Raw genomic sequence first — 16,730 nt, forward strand, 5'->3', positions numbered from 1 at the left:
GACATCCGCACCGCCCCCGCTCACCGCCCCGGGAGCGGGGCCCGGGTCACGCGGGCAGCCGCCGGGCCACCACACCCCGCACCGGCTCCTGGTGGCCGCCGGACGCCAGGATCCGTACCTCGTCGCGTTCGCTGATCTCGGCCCGGATGATTCCGGTGGCGTCCGCGTAGACGAAATGGCCGCCCGGCCCGGTGGCCGTGGTCCGCTCGACGATCACGACATCGTCGTCGGCGGCCTCGGAGCCGGCCCCGGTGTCGGTCCCGGCGGAGAAGGTCAGCGCGTATCGGGGAGCGCTCATCCGCCCAGTCTACGCCCGCACACGCCTTCCGGCCGGGGCCCGGCCGGGGCTTTCACGCGGCCCCGCGCCGCCCCGGACCGGGTCAGGAAACGGCGTCGACGAGTGCCGCGAGCGCCGAGCCGAGGGCCTTCACCGAGGATTCGGCGGCCTCTCCCGGTCCCGCCAGGCAGAGGTCGCGGCGGATCTCCACCATCAGCGCGGTGACCCGCGGATCCGCTCCGTGATGGGCGAGCGGGACATAGGCCCCGGCGAACGGGCTGTTCGCCCCGGTCCCGCCGAACCCGGCGAACGCCCGGCGTGCCGCGGACACCAGCGCGGGCGGCGTGTGGACGGGGTCCGTGCCCAGGCAGACGGGCGGGCGCGGGCCGTCGCCGTGGAGCTCGTACGGGAGCGCCGCCGCCGGATAGGAGTGGACGTCCAGGATCACCGCCCGCCCGGTCGCCGCGAGCCGTTCGTCCACGGCCCGGGTCATGGCCTCGGCGTACGGAGTGAAGTAGCGCTCCATGAGGGGTGCGGGGTCGAAGCCGGCCGGCCGCAGCTCGCGCCGGTGCGTGGTGCGCGTGTATACCACGCCCATTCCGGCCGCCGTCATCTCCTCACGTTCGTCCGGGAGTCGTTCGGGATCGACGACCAGCCGGGACAGCCGGTTGACGAAGCTCCAGGGCGCCGTGTCCGCCGACCGCGCCGCGTGGGCCGCGATCCGCTCCGTATGGGCGTCGGTGATGTGGTCGAGCTCCCGCTCCAGCTCCGCGTCGCCCAGCGAGATGCCCGCGCGCACCTCCGGAGGGACCGTGCGGGAGGAGTGCGGCACATGGAGCAGCACCGGGGAGCCGGGATCCCCGGCGAGCAGCTGGAAGGACGGCGGCTGTGCGTGGGTCATCTCGGGCGCGCTCCCTGGGCGTCGGAGGGGCGGGCGGGCGGCCGGGCCGGTCCCGCCGACGGGGTTCCAGCGGTCTCCTTCCCCGTCGGCCACCCGTTTCCACGGCGCGGTCCCAGGGCGTACGGCGGAGCCGCTCCGTCCCCCGAACGCGCCCCCGATAGTGTTTTGTATACAATCAGTGACGGTCGCGCCGCCCTTCCCGGCGGCGCAGGCGTGACGCGAGGGCGGGCCGACCGCCGATCACAGGGCCCGCCCGCCTGCCCTCACACCGATCCCCGCCGGCTTCGGGCCGGCCGACCCGGAAACATCGCACTTTTGAGCACCGACGCCGTACCCGAGAGCACGACGATCACCGCCCCCCTGCCCGCCCGCGAACCCGCGTCCCCGGCCCGCTCCCGTTCCCGTTCCCGTCCCCGCGGAGCGGGCCGCGCTCCCGCCCGGCCCGCTCCCGGGGCGGCCCTCCACAGCGCCGGCGCCGTCACCGCCGTCCTGCTCGGCCTCGTCGCGCTCGGCGCCGCCCTCCACGAGCCTGTACTGATCCCGCCGATCGCCGCGAGTGCCGCCCTGATCCACAGCGTGCCGACCATCCCGCTGGCGCAGCCGCGCAGCGTGATCCTCGGCCACCTCCTCGCGGCAGGCGTGGGCTACGCCGCCATCGCCGTGGCCGGCGCCGGAGCGTGGGCCGCCGCCGTCGCGGCCGGTGTCACCCTGGCCCTCACTCATCTCGCCCGCACCCCGCACGCGCCTGCCTGCGCCACCGCCGTGGTCGTCACCCTCCAGGCGCCTGCCCCCGCCCGCTTCGTCCCTCTGCTGTTCACAGCCACGGTCGTGCTCGTCCTGGTGGGAGTCGTGGTCTCCCGCACCCGCCGCGGCGCACCGGCCTACCCCGCCTACTGGTGGTGACGCGCGTCAGTACGGCGGCCACCCGCCCGCGTAGCCGGCCCCGGGCCGGTACACGCACAGGCCGGCGACCTCGTACGACAACTCCGTCGTGTCGGGTGACGGCGCCGGGTGATAGCGGCCCGCGCACACGGACAGACTGACGATCAGTGACGCGTGCCAGCCCCGCCCGACTCCCCGCCCGTCGGCGAAGACCTGCGCGTCGTCGAGCCACCACACCACCGAATGCGCGCCGAACTCGGTGCGCAGCCGGATCAGCGCGCCCGGGTGCACGGAGGGGGAGTGGTGGTAGCGATGGGCGCCACGCACCCGGTTGGACAGCTCCAGCAGATCCGGGTTGTCGGGGTGGTACTCGAAGACGTCGACCTCGTGCCCACCGTCCCGCCAGGTCCAGATCGCCGGCCACGCCCCGGGCCGCTCCGGCAGCCGGACCCGTGCCTCCAGCACGTCGCCGGTCCGCAGCTCGAACCCGCCGGGGCTGTCCTCCGTCGTCAGCAGACCCGTGTCCCACAGCCCGTCGGACCGGCGGGTCGCACGGAACACCCCATCCCGGGTGTACGCGGGATCCTCGGTCAGATGATCGAGCTTGTCGTCCGCCTGGTTGACCGGGCCGCCACGCGGATAGGCCCACGTGCGACCCGCGGTCCACTGCTCCCGTGAGCCGAAGTCGGCGGTGAAGACCGGCTCGCCGGCCGGATCCAGCCTTGTCATGAACGCTCCTCGCGTGTCCGTCGGCGCGACACGGCGCCGCGCCCCGCCCTGTTCGTCAGCGCTTCACCGGCCTCACCGGCCTCGCGCACGCCACCACGGGAGGCGACGGCGGGCCGCCCCCGCCGCTCCGTCTACGGCGTTGTGCCCACCCCGCCCGGCCGGATGCGAAACCTCCGAACCCTGTCGAGAACTCGTCACCCAAGGCCGGCGTCCGCCGGCGGCTCCGCCGACGCGATCACGATCACCTCGTCCCCGGGGTCCCAGCACCGCGTCCCGCTCTTCGGCGGATTGAGTCGTACGCCGTGCCGCGGCGGCACGGCGGCGTCGGCCGCCGCGCGATAGCCGACGGCCGACGCCCCCTGCCGCGCCGCCGCCGCGACGACCGTCGCGAAGGACGCCTCGGCGCCGCACCGGACCAGATCGCCCGCGGGCCACAGCCGTACGCAGGCGCCGTCCGGTGCGAACAGCTCGGCGAAGGCCGCGGCGAGCGCGGCGTTCTGCGAGATCTGGGCCATCAGCAGTCCGACGAGCCGTCCGCTCGCCACCAGGTCCGCGCCGGGGCCGACCGGGGCGAGGGCCCGGCTCCGCTCGTCGGCCAGCTCGGCGACGAGCGGGAGCACCCGGCCGGTCTCCGCCTCCCGGGCCCGCAGGTGCAGCAGCGTGACGAGGGTCGCGTCGTCCGGCTGCCCCGCATCGGCCCCCGGCGCCCGGTCCGGCCCGAGGACGACCACCCGGTCGTACCGCTCGTCGATCAGGCGGACCGCTTCCTCGGTCAACGGGTCGCCCTGGTGGAACACCACCGGCACCCCGCCGTACTCCTCGCTCTCGTGGGCGTGGACGTCCGCGGTGATCACGTCCACGGTGGAGCCGGGCGCGGCTCCCCGCGCGAGCAGACCGGTCACCCGGGCGCCGCGCCGGTTCCAGCCGAGCACCACCACCCGGTACGGGCGCGGCCCGCCCGCGCGGGCCCCCGTCACCGTCACCGACGGGTCGACGGCGTCCGCGGCCGCGCCGCCCACGGCCCGCGCGCCGCCGTCCTCGGCGACCACGAGGAGTCCGTCCCCCGGGCCGAACTCCGTACCGGGCGCCGGATTCAGCACCAAAGCGCCGTCGGCCCGCACGATCCCCACCGCACAGGCGTCGGCGCACCCGGCCCGCACCGCATCGAACTGCAGCCCGGCCAGCCGGGGATCGCGAAGCGTGTGCAGCTCGGCGCCCGCGAAGTCGAGGAGATCCTCCAGGACCAGCGCCAGACCCGGCTCACGTACACAACTCACCAACAGCCGGGCCGCGATGTCCTCGACGTCGAGGACCGTCGCGCCCTCGCCCGCCGCCAGTTCGGCGGCCGCCCGCAACCGGCCGTCGCGGACCGCCGCCACCACCCTGACCCGCTCCCCGGCACCGGCCGCCGCGCGCAGCGCCAGCAGCGTCCTCACCACCTGCGCGTCCCCGGACTCCGGCGACCCGGCCACCCGGGCGCCCGTGTCGGTGCTCCCCGTATTCTCCGGTCCCGGCCCCGGCTCGCCGTCCGGCGGCAGCACCACCACCGCGCGCGCCGTCGCCGGCCCGACCCGGGCCAGCGCCACCGGATCGGCCGGACGGCCACTGCGGCACAGCAGCCGGACCCGCCCGGCCCGTCCGGTCAGGACCGCGCGCAACTCCGCCTCCATACCGGCCTTGTCCCGGTCGGCCAGAACGGCGACCGCGCCCCGCCGCCGCTGCGCATGGGCGGCCAGCACCTCCGCGACCACCGTCGGCGCCTGCTCCGACCAGCCGAGGACCACCGTGTGACCGTCCTCCACCACCGTGGAGTGCCCCCGCTGAAGCTCGGTCAGCCGATCGGTGAGCGCGCTCGTCACGATGCCGACCAGCGTGGAGACGTACAACAGGGCGACCAGCGCGAGCAGCAGCGACAGCGCGAACCGCAACGGCGGTCCGGCCTCCCCGCCCAGCCGCAGCGTCTGCCCGGCGGTACGCCACACCGCCGCCACCTTGCCGTCGAACGTCGCGGGCGCCCGGCCGTCCGTCCACACCAGCAGCGTGCTGGCCGGTGCCACCACCGCCAGACACGCCAGAGCCAGCCAGCCGACCAGCGCCGACACACCCCGGACGACGGTACGGTCCACCCAGTACCGCAGCCGCTCCCGGCTGCCCGCCCGCCGCCGGCCCCGCGCCGCCCGCCCTGTCGGCCGGCCCCGCACCGTCTTCGCTTCCGCCACCACGGGCCGGCGCTGCCCCGGGACGGTGATCTCACGCACCTTACGCACGCCAGCAGGGTGGCGCCCCGGCGGGCCCGGGAGACGAAGGTCGGGCCGCGTTCACCCCTTCGTGCAAGGGCGAAGCAGGAGGGAGTGCGAGCAGAGCAAGGGGGCGTACGCGCCGCGCACGCCCCCACAGGAGACCGGAAACCGTGAGCCGTCAGCGCACCGACTTCAGGAACGTCCTCGTCCGCTCGTGCGCCGGCTCGTCCAGCAGCCGGCCGGCCGGACCGGACTCCACGATCGTCCCCCGGTCGAACATCAGGATCCGGTCGGAGACATCCCGCGCGAACCCCATCTCGTGCGTCACGCACAACAGCGTGATGTCGGTATCCCGCGCGATGTCGCGCAACACGTCGAGCACCTCCGCCACCAGCTCCGGATCCAGCGCCGACGTCACCTCGTCGAGCAGCAGGATCTCCGGCCGCATGGCGAGCGCGCGGGCGATCGCCACCCGCTGCTGCTGACCACCGGACAGCCGGGTCGGCCGGGCGTCCGCCTTGTCGGCGAGACCGACCAGGCCGAGCAGCTCACGCGCCCGGACCGCCGCCTCGTCCCGGCTCTCGCCGAGGACGTGCACCGGCGCCTCCACGATGTTCTCAAGGACGCTCATGTGCGGGAACAGGTTGAACTGCTGGAAGACCATGCCGATCCCGCGCCGGCGCTCCGCGAGGTAACGCTCGCTCGCCGGCACCAGCCGCCCGCCGTCCCGACCGTCCCGGCCGCCTGCCAGCATATGCGAATACGGCAGGCCGTCCACATGGATCACGCCCTCCGTGACCCGCTCCAGGGTCATCAGCAGCCGCAGGATCGTCGTCTTGCCGGAGCCGCTCGGCCCGATCAGCGTCACTCGCTCGCCACGCCCCACCTCCAGGTCGAGACCGTCGAGGACGACTTGCTCGCCGTACCGTTTCGTCACCCGCGCGAAGCGGACCGCCTCGGGGGACCCCGGGGCGGACGCGCCGCCGGCGGTCGAACCGGCCGGGGCATCCTTCACCACGCTCACCGGCGTGGGCGTGGGCGTGGGCGTGGGCGTGGGCGTGGGCACGGGGAGGGACCGCGGCCCGTCCGCCGGCGAGGGCCCGCCGGCGGACAAGGTCTGGTCCATGGGCGCGGCCTTCTCACTGGGCAAGACGTGCCTCCAGTCGTCGTACGAGCACGGACGTAGGCCAGCCGGCGAGCAGGAACACCGCGCCGGCCAGGGTGAAGCTCTCCAGATAGGCGAAGTGCGTACTGCCGAACGTGTTCGCCTCGTGCACCATCTCGTGCACGGTGATCACCGACAGCAGGGGAGTCTCCTTGAACATGGAGACGGCGTAATTCCCCAGCGGCGGCAGGACGTTGCGGACCGCCTGCGGCAGCACCACCGCTCGCCACACCCGCCGGCGCGGCAGCGACAGCGCCGTACAGGCCTCCCACTGGCCCTTCGGCACGGACTCGATGCCCGCCCGGTACACCTCCGACAGATACGCCCCGTAGTGCACGCCGAGCACCACCACACCGAGCGTCAGCGCGTCGAACCCCGGCACCAGCACCCACGCCGCGAACAACTGCACCAGCAAGGGGGTCGAACGGATGAACGCCGCCACCGCGTTCACCGGCAACGCCACCCAGCGCGGCGCCGCCCGCCCCACCAGGGCGAGGGCCAGCCCGAGCAGTGCCGCCACCGCGAATCCGAGCACCGTGGCGAGGAGAGTGATGCCGAAACCCTCCAGTACGGCCGGCAGCGCGGCCCGGGCCGCCTCCCCGTCCCACATCACCCGCCACCCCCCGCCCCGAGCCGGGCCCGGGCGGCCCGCTCCAGCGCGTTCATCGACACACTGATCAGCCCGGCCAGTGCGCCGTACACCACCAGCAACAGCAGATACGCCGCCGCCGTGTCACCGGTCGCCGACCGCAACTGGTCGATCTCGAAGGTGAGATCGGGCACAGTGACGAGCGACAGCAGCGGTGTCGCCTTCAACAGCTGCACCAGCAGGTTCTTGAACGGTGCGACCATCAGCGGGTGCGCCTGCGGCAGCACCACCCGCCGCAGCCGCAGCCACGGCCCCATGCCGAGCGCCACCGCGGCCTCCCGCTGCGCCCGGGGCACCGCGGCGACCGCGCCCCGGACGACCTCGGCCCCGTACGCCCCGTAGTTGAGCCCGAGGGCCGCCACCGCGCAGGCCAGCGGCTCCAGCCGGAAGCCGAGCATCGGCAGCGCGAAGAACAGCCAGAACAACTGCACGTACAGGGACGTGCCCCGGAAGAACTCCACGACCACCCGGGCCGCCCCGCGCACCGGCAGCCGCCGCGAGCCGGCCATCAGCCCCAGCGCGTAGGACAGCACCAGCGCGAGCAGAGCGCCGAGGACCGTGGCCTCCAGGGTGACCAGCAGACCTGTCCCGAGGCGCGGCAAAGCCTCCTGGAGCGCCGGCAGGAAGTCGGACAGCGCGAGGTCCGAGAGCGCCAAGGGCCGGCCCCCGGCCCCCGCCCCCGCCAGGTGCGACCACGCGAAGTCCGGCACCGAGAGGTCCGGCACCGTGAGGTGCGGTGCCGTGAGACCCGCCGGATCCGGCCGCGGCGGTCCTGACCCCAGGGCTATGAGGCCCGTCACGCGGGGCCACCTCCCGCTTCGCACAGATCGGCCGTCCGCAGCGAACGCGGCGGGGCCTCCCGCTCGGTGAAGCCGTACCGGCCGACCAGCCGTACGAAGCGCGCCGGATCACCGGTGATCTTCGCCAGCTCGCCGTCGAACGCCTTCCGCAGCGAGTCCGCCCCGGGCCGGAACACCGCCCCGCCCGCGCTCCACTGCTTCACCCCGTCGACCACCGGAACGAACGGCTCCGCGACCTCCACCTCGGCGTTCTTGTTCGTCCGGGCGAGCCAGCGCAGCGAGATCGCGGTCAGCGCGAACGCGTCGATCCGGCCGGCGAGCAGTGCGTCGAGCCCGTCCTGCTGTTTGGCCAGCGTCTTGACCCGCCCGTCGGCGACCCCCGCCGCCTTCGCGTACGTGGCCTCGACGGCGGCGGTGAGCACCCCGACCCGGGCACCGGCCCGCGCGCAGGACGCGAGGTCGGTGAGCCGCCGGGGGTTGCCCCGGCGGACCATCAGGGCCGTGGTGGATACGAACTCGGGCTCCGAGAAGAGGACTTTGCCGCACCGGTCGGGTGTGATCGACATCCCGGCGCTGACCACGTCGAACCGGCCGGCCAGCAGGCCCGGGATCAGCGCGCCGAACTCGGTCAGGGAAGGCCGCAGTTCGGGTACCCCGAGCGCCGAGAAGATCTCGCGGTGCAGCGTCGGCGCCTCGCCCGCGAGAGCACCGCCGTCCTGGAAGCCGTACGGTGCCTCGCCGGCGAACCCCACCCGTACGAACCCCTGGTCGCGCAGCTTGCCCAGCAGCCCGGCGTCCTCCTTCGGGGCACCCGTGCCGACCTCGGTGCGGCTGCACGCGGTCAGCACACCGGCGACCCCGACGGCGGAGGACAGCGCGAGGAATCCACGCCGGTCGAGATGTACGGGACGGGGCATGAGGGTCCTTCCGGAGGAGGGGAGGCAAGCGGGGGAGCCGGGGCGGGCCGGGCGGGGGCCGGCCCGCGGGGTCACCCCACGGGGGTGAACTCGCGCGAGGCGATGAAGGACGGGCGCCGCGCGGGGGCGGCGAACGGCGCCTCCGGCAGGTTCTCGACGCTGTTGAAGACGAAGAAGACATTGCTGCGCGGGTACGGTGTGATGTTGTCGCCCGAGCCGTGCAGCGCGTTGCAGTCGAACCAGGTCGCCGAGCCGGCCGGACCGGTGAACTGGCGGATCCCGCAGGCGTCGGCGAACGTGCCCAGGGCCTCGTTCGACGGCGTCCCGGCCTCCTGCATCCGCAGCGACTGCTTGTAGTTGTCCTCGGGGGTGGCACCGGCGCAGCCGAGGAACGTCCGGTGCGACCCCGGCATGATCATCAGACTGCCATTGGTCGGATAATTCTCGGTCAGCGCGATCGACACCGACACGGTCCGCATCTGCGGCAGCCCGTCCTCGGCGTGCCAGGTCTCGAAGTCGGAGTGCCAGTAGAACCCGCTGGCACCGAACCCGGGCTTGACGTTGACGCGCGACTGGTGGACGTACACGTCCGAGCCGAGGATCTGCCGGGCCCGCCCGGCGACCCGCGGATCGGCGGCCAGCGCGGCGAAGACCTCGCTGGTCCGGTGCACCTCGAAGACGGAGCGGATCTCCTGCGCGTGCGGCTCGACGATCGCCCGCTCGTCCTGCCGGGTGGCGGGGTCCGCGACCAGCCGGTCGAGTTCGGCGCGCAGCGCGGCGACCTCGCCGGCGGTCACGAGTTCGTCGACGGTGAGGAAGCCGTCGCGCTCGTACTCCTCCAGCTCCCGCGCCCAGAAGGGACCGGGGGTGCCAGGGGCGGACCAGACGACGGGGTCCTTGCGGCCGATGAGCACCTCCTCGGCGCCGCGGGTGGGATAGAGGTCGATGGGACGGGTCGGGGCGGAGGCCATGGGTGGTGCTGCCTTCCTTTCGCTGTGCCGGGACTGGGGCGACGGGGAGGTGAGGGGGAGCGGGGCGGGGGAGCGGCGTGGGGACGACAAGCCGGTCAGCCCTGAGCGGAGGCCGGCGCCCCCGGCTCGGGATCCGGCTCGGTCAGGAGCGGGTAGACGCCGTTCTCGTCGTGGTCCTCGCGGCCCGTGACGGGCGGGTTGAAGACGCACAGGCAGCGGAAGTCCCGGACGACCTTGAGCGTGTGCCGTTCGTGCCCGTCGAGCAGGTACATCGTTCCGGGAAGGATCGTGTACGTGCGGCCCGTCTCGTGGTCGGTGAGCTCGGCCTCGCCCTCGGTGCAGACGACTGCCTCGACATGGTTCGCGTACCACATGGAGGTCTCGGTCCCCGCGTACAGCACCGTCTCGTGCAGGGAGAAGCCGACCCGCTCGCGGGCGAGCACGATGCGCTTGCTCTCCCAGGTACCGGAGGCGGCGCGGACGTGCCGGTCGGTGCCCTCGATGTCGGCGAAACTACGGACGATCATGGTGATTCCCTTCGTCTGTGGGGTGGGGCCCGGGTCCCGGTTCGGCGGCCGGTGTCCGGGTGTTCGGTGATACGGGTGACGCGGGCGTTCGGAGGCCGTCCGGCGGCTCTCGGCCGGGCCGGCCCAAGGGCTGCCTAGCCCGCGGCCCGGCCGGCGGTGTGCCGCACCGCGCGGGCCAGGATGCCGAGACCCTCGTCGAGTTCGTCATCGGTCGCGGTGAGCGGCGGCAGCAGCTTGACGACCTCGTCGTACGGGCCCGAGGTCTCCACCAGCAGGCCGAGTTCGAAGGCCCGTCGGCACACGGCCGAGGCCCGCTCGCCGTCGGCGAACTCCAGGCCCCAGACGAGACCGCGGCCCCGGCGGGTGAGCGCCGTCCGCCCGTCGTCGCCGCACAGCTCGCCGAGCGCCTGCTCGACACGCGTGGCCCTGCCCAGGGTGCGGTCGCGCAGGGTGCCGTCGCGCCAGTAGGCGTCGAGGGCGGCGGTGGCGGTGACGAAGGCGGGGTTGTTGCCGCGGAAGGTGCCGTTGTGCTCGCCCGGCTCCCACTGGTCCAGCTCGGTACGGAACAGGCAGAGCGCCATCGGCAGGCCGTAGCCGCTGATGGACTTCGAGAGGGTGACGATGTCGGGCGTGATGCCGGCCTCCTCGAAGGAGAAGAAGTCGCCGGTACGGCCGCAGCCCATCTGGATGTCGTCGACGATCAGCAGCATGTCGTGGCGCCGGCACAGGGCGGCGAGTCCGCGCAGCCACTCGGCGCGCGCGACGTTGATCCCGCCCTCGCCCTGCACCGTCTCGACGATCACGGCCGCCGGGTGGTCCAGGCCGGAGCCGGGGTCGGCCAGCATCCGCTCGAACCACAGGAAGTCCGGCATCTGCCCGTCGAGGTACCGGTCGTACGGCATCCGGGTGGCGTTCGGCAGGGAGACCCCGGCTCCGGCCCGCTTGGCGGCGTTGCCGGTGACGGCGAGCGAGCCGAGCGACATGCCGTGGAAGGCGTTGGTGAAGGAGACGACGGTCTCCCGTCCGGTCACCTTGCGGGCCAGCTTGAGCGCGGCCTCGACCGCGTTGGTGCCGGTCGGCCCCGGGAACATCACCTTGTAGGGCAGGGCACGGGGTTCGAGGACGGTCGCCCGGAAGGTCTCCAGGAAGTCGCGTTTGGCGGTGGTCGACATGTCGAGGCCGTGCGTCACGCCGTCGGAGGCGAGGTAGTCGAGCAGTGCCCGCTTGAGCACCGGGTTGTTGTGGCCGTAGTTGAGCGAGCCGGCTCCGGCGAAGAAGTCGAGGAAGGGCCGTCCGTGCTCGTCGTACAGCCGGGTGCCGCTGGCCCGCTCGAAGACGACGGGCCAGGCGCGGCAGTAACTGCGCACTTCCGATTCGACGGTCTCGAAGACGGAAGGGCTGAGGGGGCTGAGGGGGCTGAGGATGGTCACACGTACTCCCACGAGAGGTTCGGTGGAACGGGGGGGTGAGGGGCGCCGCGGTACGGCGCCCGGAAAGGACTCGACACGATGCCGAGGCCGGCCAGAGGCCGGAGGGCGGTCGCGGGGCGGGGCCGTCCGCTGTCAGTCCGTCAAAGGGCCGATGACGTAAAGGAGTTCCGGCTCGTGCGTGCCGCCGGCGGAGGCCGGCTCGGGGAACACGGCGGACGGAAACAGGACCTCCCGGGTCACACCGGCGCCGTGCCGGCGGGCGAACGATCGGAACATCCGGTCGGAGGCCACGTTCCCTGGGGTGACCGTCGCCTCGATCCGGACGAGCCCGGGTCCGGCCGCCACCTGGGCGGCCAGAGCGTCGAGCAGTGCTCCGGCTACCCCGGTTCCGCGGTGTGAACCCTCGACGGCGACCTGCCAGACGAACAGGGTCCCCGGGGCGTCCGGTCGCAGGTATCCGGTGACGAAGCCGATCGCCCGCCCCGCGTCGTCGCGTGCGACGGCCGTCGTCTCGGCGAAGTCCCGGCACCACAACAGGTAGCTGTAGGGCGAGTTGAGGTCGAGTTCCCCCGCGTCGCGGGCGATCCGCCAGAGGTCGGCACCGTCGCTGAGCTGGGCCGGTCCGATGTCGGAATCGGTGAGCGGAGAGATCGGGTGTGCTGTGGTCATGGGGGCCGAAGCTACCGAGCGGGTCGGTGAACTTCCTGGCGAGGCGGGGTTGTGGGGGCCTTGGGGATGTGATAGCCGCGACCCGCCACCACGCCGATTTCCCGTCACAGGGGCGCGGGAAATCGGAAGAATCCGGGATGAATTCCCCGTTTATAACGGCTGGGTAACGGCTCTTCGGGTGGGTGGTGCCGCCGACTCGAGGTCTGAGACGTGCGCGCCAATCGGGTTTGGGCGCGGAGGGAACGGTCAGACGTAAGGGTTGGGAACCCGTGCTGGAGAGCTGTGCGGCCCCGTCGAGCCGGGCAGGTCAGGGCCGTTCACCCGACACGCCCGCCGACCCGACACGCCCGCCGACCCGCCGACCCGCCGACCCGCCGACCGAGCGGCCGAGCGGCCGAGCGGCCGGCGGCGGAGGGCGGCACCGGCCGGCTCACCCCGGCGAGGGGCCCGGTGCAGCCGGTGTGGACGGAAAAGCGGTGTACCGCGCGGAGGGCGCCTCCCTACACTCACGTCCACCAGCCGCTGAGCGGCGAGGAGACGGCCCACCGGCCGTCGGGACCCCGGGCCGCCGTGCCCGCACAGAAGGGAGACGACCGCCGTGCGCACCGCCATCACCACCGTGCCTGCCGTGTCCGTCGGCTCCCGTTCCCGGTACGACGTGATCCTGGCCTCTTCGTCCGTCCGGTGCCGGCTGCGCGGCCGCCACCGCTGACCCGCGACGAAGCCGTACCCGCGCCTCGCGCCCCACGGCACGACGTCACCCACGTCCCCCACACGGCCGCCCGTTCAAGCCCGCGGCCCGTCGTCACGGGAATCGCGCTGCCTGCATCCGCACCGCACGCGAAGGACCTTCACCATGCGTACCTCCCTGCCCACCCCCGGCGGCACTCCTGGCACCGGCACCGGCTCCGTCCCCGCCCGCGGCGGTATCTCCCGGATCCGCAACCTCGGCATCCTCGCCCACGTCGACGCGGGCAAGACCACCCTCACCGAACGCTTCCTCTACCTGACCGGCGCCACCCACAAGCGCGGCGAAGTCCACGACGGCACCACCGTCACCGACTTCGACCCGCAGGAACGCGACCGAGGCATCACCATCTTCTCCGCGGCCGTCAGCTGCGCCTGGGCCGGCCACCGGCTGAACCTCATCGACACCCCCGGCCACGTCGACTTCGCGGGCGAGGTGGAACGCGCCCTGCGCGTCCTGGACGGTGCCATCGCCGTCTTCGACGGCGTCGCGGGCGTCGAGCCGCAGAGCGAGTCCGTGTGGCGCCAGGCCGACCGGCACGGCGTGCCGCGCATCGCGTTCGTCAACAAACTCGACCGCGCGGGAGCCGACTTCGACGCGGCCGTGGACACGCTGCGCACCCGGCTCGGGGCCGTCCCTCTGCCGGTCCAGCTCCCCATCGGCCGCGAGGACGCCTTCACCGGCGTCGTCGACCTCGTACGGATGCGGGCGTACACCTGGCCGGACGGCACCCGCGGGCACGAGCAGGAGCAGGGGCAGGGACGGGGTGACGGGCGACGGCAGGGCCCGGTCGAGGGTCCCGTCCCCGAGGCGCTTCACGCCGAGGCGGACCGCCGTCGCCGGGCACTCGTGGAACAGGTGGCCGAACTGCACCCGGCGGCCCTGGAGGAGTACTGCGCGGACGGCACCCTCACCGCCGCCACCCTCGTCACCGCGCTGCGCGAACTCACCCTGGACGGCACGGCGCTGGTGGTGCTGTGCGGCTCCGCCTACCGCGACCGAGGCATCGAACCGCTCCTCGACGCCGTCACCGCTTATCTCCCCGCGCCCGTGGACCTGCCACCCGTGCACCCCGACCGCCACCCCACCGACCCGGCGGCCCCGTTCACCGCCCTCGCCTTCAAGGTGGCCGCCACACCCACCGGCCGCATGACCTACCTCCGCGTCTACGCGGGAACACTCCACAAGGGGGACACCGTGCTCGACACCCTGACGGGCCGCACCGAACGCGTCGCCCGCATCCTGCGCGTCCAGGCCGACCGTACGACGGACACCGGCCGGGCGACGGCCGGCGAGATCGTCGCCGTCGTCGGCCCGAGGAACACCCGGGCCGGCGCCACCCTCTGCGCGCCCGGCGCGCCCCTGCTCCTCGAAGCGACCGCGCCCGCCGACCCCGTGGTCTCGGTGGCCGTCGAGGCCCGGCGCGCCACCGACACCGGGCGGCTGGCCACCGGCCTGGCCCGGCTGGCCGACGAGGACCCGTCCCTGGTCGTCGGCACCGACCCCGAATCCGGCCAGACCGTGCTGTCCGGCCTGGGCGAGCTCCACCTGGAGGTCACCGTGGAGAAACTGCGCCGCGACCAGGGCCTCGACGTGACGGTCGGCCGGCCCCGGGTCGCCTACCGGGAAACCCCCGACCGGGGCGCCCGCGGCCTGGTCTACCGGCATGTCAAACAGGACGGCGGCGCGGGTCAGTTCGCCCATGTCGTCATCGACGTCGAACCCCTCGACACGCAGGACGTCGACTTCCGCTTCCACTCGACGGTCACCGGTGGCCGCGTGCCACCCCTGTTCGTCCGCGCGGTCGAGGCGGGCTGCCGTGACGCCCTCGCCGAGGGCCCGCTCGGCGGCCACCGGGTGACCGGGGTACGGGTCACCCTCACCGACGGCTCCACCCATGTGAAGGACTCGTCCGAGCTCGCGTTCCGGGCCGCCGGCCGCTTCGCCCTGCGCGAGGCGCTCCGGTCGGGCGGGACGACCCTGCTCGAACCGGTCGCCGAGGTCACCGTCACCGTCCCGGACGACGCCGTGGGCGCGGTCATCGGCGACCTGGGAGCCCGGCGCGGCCGCGTCACCGGCTCGGTCACCCGAGGGGGTACGGCGATCCTGACGGCCACGGTGCCGCTGGCCGAACTCTTCGGCTACGCCACGCGCCTGCGCGGCCGCACCCAGGGCCGGGGCACCTTCACGACCCGTCCGACGGGTTACGCCCCCGCCGCGGGCTGACCGGTCGCGTACGGCGTACCCCCGTTCCTCGGGCGGCTACGCCGTACGCACCGGGTGGTGCCGGTCCTCCCTCCGGGGAAGGCCGCCACCGCCCCGGGCCGCCGGCTCCGCCGGAACCCGGCGGCCCGCCATGGCCGTCGTCCCGCCGAGAGGAACCGAACCGGCACGGGGCGACGGCCGTAGCGCCACCGCGTCGCCCCGCTCACCCCCGCGAAGACGCCCCGCCGCCGGCCGTACCCGGCCCGGCCGCAACCCCGACCCCGCCCGCCGGAGCGCCCTCCCCGGCGGCGAGCCACGTACAACACAGCCACCAGGCGTTCATCGCGCCGAAGGTGTCGAACGGGTCGATGCCGGTCGTCTCGGCGAAGCGCTGCACACGGTTGCGCACCGTATTGGGGTGGACGAACAGCCGCCCGGCCGCCGCGCCCACCTCCCGCCCGGCCTCCAGCCAGGCGCGGACCGCCAGCGCGACCGGCCGACCGTGTGTACCGAGCGCGGCCCACGCCGCACGGTGGCGGTCCGTCAGCATCGCCGCCAGATCGGCCCGGTCGGCCACCGCCGCCAGCACCGCGACCTCGGCCACATGCACCGCCCCGGCCCGGCCGGTCGACTCCGCGGCGGTCAGCGCGGCAAGCGCCAGCCGCCGCGCACCACCCAGTTCCTCCGGCTCGGCCGGGCCGGCCACCCCGGCCGTGACCCCGGACGCGCGGACCGCCGGCGCCCGGGTCAGCACGGCGACCAGCAATCCGTCCACATGCGCGACGAGCGCCTGGGCGCCCTGTTCGCGCAAGGACTGCTCCAGACCGTGCTCCCCGGGCCGGGAGACCAGCACCCACAGCCGGCCGCCGACCGGCAGCCCCGCCTCCGCCGCCGCGAGCCCGGCCGCCGACCCGCCCACCAGCAGCCGCCGCAGCACCGCCAGGTCCCGCTCGGCGGCCGGGGCGTGCGCCCCGGCGCCCACCGCCTCCCGGTGCGCCCGGATGAGCCGCCCGCGCACCGCCTCCGCCCAGTCGTCGTACAGCTCCCGCGCGTCGAGCAGCAGACCCGCGTCGATCCCGCCCCCGGCCGCCGAGTCCCTTGCCGCCGCGTCCCTGGCCCGGGACCAGATCGCCCGCTCGGCCACGTGAATGGCCCCCAGCACCGCCTCGATCGGCACCCCCTGCCGGGCCCGGGTGTGGGCGAGCTCCTCGACGAACGACAACTCCGCCTCCGTCGGCCCCCGCCCGGCCGCCAGCGCCCGCGTCGCCGCCGCGAGCAGCGCGCGGGTGTGCCCGGCGATGTCGGACGCGGGCAGCACCGCGATCTCCCGCACCGTCGAGCGCACACCACCGACCACGGACGTCAGCAGATCCTCCTCGCCGACCACCCGCTCGATCAGATCGACCACACTGCTCCAGTCCTCACGCCGCACCCCCGCATCCTCGCCCGCGCTTGTGGCCGGGCACAACCAAAGCGCCCAAACTCGTGGCACACCCCATGTCCACCAGCCAAAACAGCACCTACGGTTGGCCGCAGCCACACCGCCCGGCCCCCGGTGGCACCGGCCCGCACCGCCACCACGCGGCCGGGCCCGCCGCCGCCCCGCGCCCTCGCCGCACC

Annotated in this window: 15 protein-coding genes; 2 read left to right on the forward strand and 13 right to left on the reverse strand. The window is 74.2% G+C overall.

Features of this window, described 5'->3' with window-relative positions:
- Window positions 1-46 precede the first annotated feature (46 nt).
- Window positions 47-298 carry a DUF6296 family protein gene (locus tag ACGFRB_RS31485; RefSeq protein WP_393247896.1) on the reverse strand — a complete coding sequence of 84 codons (252 nt, stop codon included), beginning with the start codon at window positions 296-298 and terminating at the stop codon, window positions 47-49.
- An 82-nt stretch (window positions 299-380) separates the two neighbouring features.
- The gene (locus tag ACGFRB_RS31490) at window positions 381-1,178 is read right to left on the reverse strand and encodes an N-formylglutamate amidohydrolase (RefSeq protein WP_393247898.1); all 798 of its coding nucleotides are present in this window, start codon (window positions 1,176-1,178) and stop codon (window positions 381-383) included.
- Window positions 1,179-1,493: 315 nt separating this feature from the next.
- Between ACGFRB_RS31490 and ACGFRB_RS31495 the strand changes: the two genes are divergently transcribed.
- Window positions 1,494-2,081 (forward strand): HPP family protein, encoded by a 588-nt coding sequence (locus ACGFRB_RS31495; RefSeq protein WP_393247900.1) that lies wholly within the window; start codon window positions 1,494-1,496, stop codon window positions 2,079-2,081.
- A gap of 6 nt (window positions 2,082-2,087) precedes the next feature.
- Here the strand turns inward: ACGFRB_RS31495 and ACGFRB_RS31500 are convergent, their stop codons facing one another.
- The 10 genes from ACGFRB_RS31500 to ectA form a co-directional block, all read right to left on the reverse strand.
- Complete coding sequence (locus ACGFRB_RS31500) at window positions 2,088-2,789, reverse strand: beta-glucanase (RefSeq protein ID WP_393247902.1); 702 nt, start codon at window positions 2,787-2,789, stop codon at window positions 2,088-2,090.
- A 194-nt stretch (window positions 2,790-2,983) separates the two neighbouring features.
- The gene (locus ACGFRB_RS31505) at window positions 2,984-5,056 is read right to left on the reverse strand and encodes an NAD-binding lipoprotein (RefSeq protein ID WP_393247904.1); all 2,073 of its coding nucleotides are present in this window, start codon (window positions 5,054-5,056) and stop codon (window positions 2,984-2,986) included.
- 151 nt (window positions 5,057-5,207) lie between these two features.
- Window positions 5,208-6,179 carry an ectoine/hydroxyectoine ABC transporter ATP-binding protein EhuA gene (gene ehuA, locus ACGFRB_RS31510; RefSeq protein ID WP_393247906.1) on the reverse strand — a complete coding sequence of 324 codons (972 nt, stop codon included), beginning with the start codon at window positions 6,177-6,179 and terminating at the stop codon, window positions 5,208-5,210.
- Complete coding sequence (gene ehuD, locus ACGFRB_RS31515) at window positions 6,169-6,804, reverse strand: ectoine/hydroxyectoine ABC transporter permease subunit EhuD (protein ID WP_363011010.1); 636 nt, start codon at window positions 6,802-6,804, stop codon at window positions 6,169-6,171. The genes ehuA and ehuD overlap by 11 nt, the downstream gene beginning before the upstream one ends.
- Entirely contained in the window at window positions 6,804-7,478 is a 675-nt protein-coding gene (gene ehuC / locus ACGFRB_RS31520) for an ectoine/hydroxyectoine ABC transporter permease subunit EhuC (protein WP_393247945.1), read from the reverse strand. The genes ehuD and ehuC overlap by 1 nt, the downstream gene beginning before the upstream one ends.
- A 161-nt stretch (window positions 7,479-7,639) precedes the next feature.
- Complete coding sequence (gene ehuB / locus ACGFRB_RS31525; RefSeq protein ID WP_393247908.1) at window positions 7,640-8,560, reverse strand: ectoine/hydroxyectoine ABC transporter substrate-binding protein EhuB; 921 nt, start codon at window positions 8,558-8,560, stop codon at window positions 7,640-7,642.
- Window positions 8,561-8,631: 71 nt separating this feature from the next.
- Window positions 8,632-9,531, reverse strand: coding sequence for an ectoine hydroxylase (gene thpD / locus ACGFRB_RS31530; protein ID WP_393247910.1), 900 nt, complete (start codon window positions 9,529-9,531; stop codon window positions 8,632-8,634).
- Between the two features lie 95 nt (window positions 9,532-9,626).
- Window positions 9,627-10,058 carry an ectoine synthase gene (locus ACGFRB_RS31535; RefSeq protein WP_363011004.1) on the reverse strand — a complete coding sequence of 144 codons (432 nt, stop codon included), beginning with the start codon at window positions 10,056-10,058 and terminating at the stop codon, window positions 9,627-9,629.
- A gap of 134 nt (window positions 10,059-10,192) precedes the next feature.
- Window positions 10,193-11,482 carry a diaminobutyrate--2-oxoglutarate transaminase gene (gene ectB / locus ACGFRB_RS31540; protein ID WP_393247947.1) on the reverse strand — a complete coding sequence of 430 codons (1,290 nt, stop codon included), beginning with the start codon at window positions 11,480-11,482 and terminating at the stop codon, window positions 10,193-10,195.
- Window positions 11,483-11,620: 138 nt separating this feature from the next.
- Entirely contained in the window at window positions 11,621-12,157 is a 537-nt protein-coding gene (ectA, locus tag ACGFRB_RS31545; protein ID WP_393247912.1) for a diaminobutyrate acetyltransferase, read from the reverse strand.
- An 856-nt stretch (window positions 12,158-13,013) separates the two neighbouring features.
- Between ectA and fusA the strand changes: the two genes are divergently transcribed.
- Complete coding sequence (gene fusA / locus ACGFRB_RS31550; protein ID WP_393247914.1) at window positions 13,014-15,131, forward strand: elongation factor G; 2,118 nt, start codon at window positions 13,014-13,016, stop codon at window positions 15,129-15,131.
- 202 nt (window positions 15,132-15,333) lie between these two features.
- Here fusA and ACGFRB_RS31555 read toward each other — a convergent pair whose 3' ends face one another.
- The gene (locus ACGFRB_RS31555) at window positions 15,334-16,542 is read right to left on the reverse strand and encodes a helix-turn-helix domain-containing protein (protein ID WP_363010996.1); all 1,209 of its coding nucleotides are present in this window, start codon (window positions 16,540-16,542) and stop codon (window positions 15,334-15,336) included.
- Window positions 16,543-16,730: the final 188 nt, after the last annotated feature.

This window comes from Streptomyces sp. NPDC048718 (genome assembly GCF_043198875.1).
In the GTDB taxonomy this organism is placed as follows: domain Bacteria; phylum Actinomycetota; class Actinomycetes; order Streptomycetales; family Streptomycetaceae; genus Streptomyces.